Source organism: Priestia sp. P5_B4 (assembly GCF_056400385.1).
Genome location: NZ_JBFULJ010000380.1, coordinates 1 through 3,561 on the forward strand (window position 1 = coordinate 1; position 3,561 = coordinate 3,561).

The 3,561-nt window shown below is 33.0% G+C and carries 3 protein-coding genes; 1 reads left to right on the forward strand and 2 read right to left on the reverse strand.

Features of this window, described 5'->3' with window-relative positions; genetic code table 11:
- Position 1: 1 nt before the first annotated feature.
- On the reverse strand, positions 2 to 826 hold the full coding sequence (locus AC1DRF_RS19685; protein WP_477741467.1) for a pyruvate, water dikinase regulatory protein: 825 nt from the start codon (positions 824 to 826) through the stop codon (positions 2 to 4).
- Between the two features lie 577 nt (positions 827 to 1,403).
- Positions 1,404 to 2,285: an HAD family hydrolase gene (locus AC1DRF_RS19690; protein WP_477741468.1), complete on the reverse strand. Its 882-nt coding sequence runs from the start codon at positions 2,283 to 2,285 to the stop codon at positions 1,404 to 1,406.
- A gap of 311 nt (positions 2,286 to 2,596) precedes the next feature.
- On the opposite strand from AC1DRF_RS19690, the gene AC1DRF_RS19695 reads away from it, so the two are divergent.
- On the forward strand, positions 2,597 to 3,561 hold a 965-nt coding region (locus AC1DRF_RS19695), incomplete at its 3' end, for a hypothetical protein (protein WP_477741469.1).

Here is a 3,561-nt window from a genome sequence, read left to right on the forward strand (position 1 = left end):
TTTATACATACCCTTTCGTCTTGTCCTTTTTTAACATGCTCAATATCACTTCAGCGGTTTCTTCAACTGCTTTACCTGAGACATTAACAATAGGACAGCCAATGCGCTTCATAATTTTCTCAGCATAGTCCAGCTCTTCAAGGATTCGATCTACATTGGCATAATTGGCTTGAGACGCTAAACCTAAATTTTTTAATCGTTCTTTTCGAATTTCATTGAGCTTATCCGGTGTAATAACTAAACCAATACATTTATTTTTCGGAATAGTAAAAAGTTCATCAGGAGGAGTCACTTCTGGAACTAAAGGTATATTCGCTACTTTAAGACTTTTATGAGCTAAATACATAGAAAGTGGCGTCTTAGATGTTCTCGAAACACCAATCAWCACTAGATCAGCTCGCTTGATGCCTCTGAAGTCTTGTCCATCATCATATTTAACAGCGAATTCAACTGCTTCTACTCTTCGAAAATAGTTATCGTCTAATTTTCTCGTTAATCTCGGTTGAAGATTAGGTTCCTTATTAAAGGTTTGGCTAAAGGCACTCATAAGAGGAGTCATTAAATCAATGGCTACAATTCCTTCTTCATGTGCCTTTTGGTCAAGATAGTGTTTTAAAGGTGGGATGACGATAGTATACGCAATGATGGCCTTATTACACCTTGCTTCAGCAATGATATTATCAATATTTCCCTCATCTTCTACGTAAGAAGTATTTTGAATTTCAATATCTTCTCCACTAAATTGAGTTAAAACTGCTTTTACCATCAGCTCAGCCGTTTCACCTACTGAGTCGGAAACTATATAGACAATTTTTCTTTTATTCACATTAAATCTTCCTATTCTTTGATTTTAATAGTTTAATAACGCTAGTATTTTTTGTTCAACTATCATTTAGCAGCTTGCAAGATACATATTTTATGGGTAATGAATGGGCTAATATCCTGGATACTGTGATTATAAACACTTAAAAAAACGAGCGAATCCAGGATTTATGTCATACTAATTATAAAATAAAACTAAATATGTTATACTATTTTCATTAAATGTTATATTAGCATTAAATATACGGAGATACAATCCCTTTTCTCCGCATTTTATAAAAAGTTTGAAGAAAGAAAAAGTTTAGATTTTAAAATATTTTTTGCTTTGGCATGCTGGCACTCATCAGGGCTGAGAGGCGTTTTGCAGCGATAGGTACGAGGATAGTTATATAGTTATGTTGTTTATAGCATGATTTTTAAATTATAGAAGGTTTATTCTTATCTATTCTTTTTAGCTAAGAGTGCTATAACTAAAAATAATGAACGGTTTACTTTCCACCTTATGTATACTAAAAACACCGCCTAAAAGACGATGTTTTGAATAGTTGGTTATAATGCATTGTCATGAAATAGATTCATTTTTATAAAACGGGATTACTTCTAGTAGATTTTTGTAATAAAAATTTAGAAAGATAATGAGATACGCCGTTTTCGTCACAGTTAAATTCCGTTACGTCATCGACAATTTCTTTAATATGATCCGGCGCATTTTTCATCGCTACGGCATAGCTGGCAAACTGAAACATTGGTAAATCATTGTTGCTGTCGCCAATTGCTAGAATGTCTTGCTCGGACAAATTAAAATGTTTTAGCATTTGCTGAATTCCCGTTGCTTTATTTACGTTTGCCACCATCACTTCAACATTGTGTTTAGATGAAGTAGAAGTTGTAAAGTCGATTTCTTTTTTAAGTTCTTCAAGTTCCTCTTTCCATTTATCGATATGCTCGTGCGTTCTTGCAAAGAAATAGAACTTTGAAAATTCACTTCCCTCTACAGTATCTTTCCAGTCAATTTCTTCTTTAATCGCTTGTTTACGAGAAAGCCACTCGTTAATTTCCACACTCTCTGGCTTTGGATCTCTAATTTCATTTTCTACATAGGATTGATCTTGTTTTAACGTCACGCGAGGTGTGCCGTACGGGAAAAGCTCGTAGTACACCTTATTCGCTCTTGCTTTTTCAATAATAGTTTCCACCAATTGAAGCGAAAGCGAGTGCTGAAAGACTGATTCTTTTCCTACATAGCCCGCCATACCATTTGATGTGATAAATCCATCTACTTGAAAGCCTTCAGGAACTAACTCTTCTATTTCATCAAACGCTCTTCCCGTAGCAATAAAAACAAAAATTCCCTGTTTTCGTAATTCGTCAATGATTTCTTTTGTTTGAATACTTACTTTGTTGGAGCGATTTAATATCGTACCGTCCATATCTAAAAAAATTGCTTTAGGTTTTAACAACATATTTATTCCCCCTATTTGTAAAAAGAGTGTACTTGGCAAGTATAAACTTTTCCATTTTTAAACTCAATGAATGTACTTTGCTTTTCTCTTTTATAAAACTACTATAATACTCTCCTTACATTTAAAGTATATACTGATATTGTACAAGCGCTATAAAGAAAGAATTTTATATTTTATACTAATAGCCGGCTAGGCTAATTCGATATAAAACAGCATTCACAAAAACGAATTTTCCTTTTAGCCTTTAGAGTATCGTTCAAAAAAGATATAATAAGACTGTTACAGATTATATACATACAGAGGAGGTCAACATGAACGAACCATCCAATTTTTCTCCTTACCTTATTAAACAAATCAGCGATGCGATCGATGACAATATCAAAGCAAAGTGCATAGACTTTTTATATGATTCTCATTCGTTTTTTTCGAATGAAAAAGATTTTATAGAAGACTACATTTTAAATATATTGCAAGATACGTTTGTTTTAGAGAATAAATTAATAAATCCTAAGGAAATACGAAACCCGGCCTACAAAAGAAGACAATCAAATAAGAAAAACTGGCTGCAAACGTTAAAAAAAGATATTAAAGCAGAAAAGCCTAATCCTATTTTTGAAGACATTGAATTGGCCAAAAAAGTGATGGATAAAAAAGTGGATACCGAACACTTAAAAAAGCTGTTTGGCGTGGAAAAACCTGAAGATATTTTAAAGATAAAGTTAAAAGAAGTAGAGGCATGGGCTAAAAGTAAAAAAACAAACATCACCGATTTTCCTTATTTAGATTCAAAAATGAATTATCAAATAGAGAAAGCATTTCACACGGACTTTACTTTTTTAATTGCTGAAATCATATTAGAAAAATACAATGGAAATTTGAGTAACTGGATTGATAAACGATTAAATTCGTGGGTAGAGGCCCCTATCTTCTCAAACGAAAGTCATTCTCTTAAAACCAATATGGAAGTTAAAACAAACTCCCAAGAAGTCGTTTTATATAATGACTATAAAGTTGATGAAGAATATTTCATTCGCACCATTATCCCTGTGAATGATAATCAAACGGTTCTTTCCAAACGAAATATGGTTTTAGACCCAAAAGATTCCCAAATTATCCAGTTTGCTCTTTCACAGCGCGACGAGATGTTTTATAAAGAAAAAACGGTGACTCTTGATTTAGCGGATATCGTGAAAGAAATTTATAATTCAAAAGGTGTAAAAAACTATGAAGCGGTTGAAGCCCGCATTATGAAAATTGCCAGGTACCACGTAGAAGG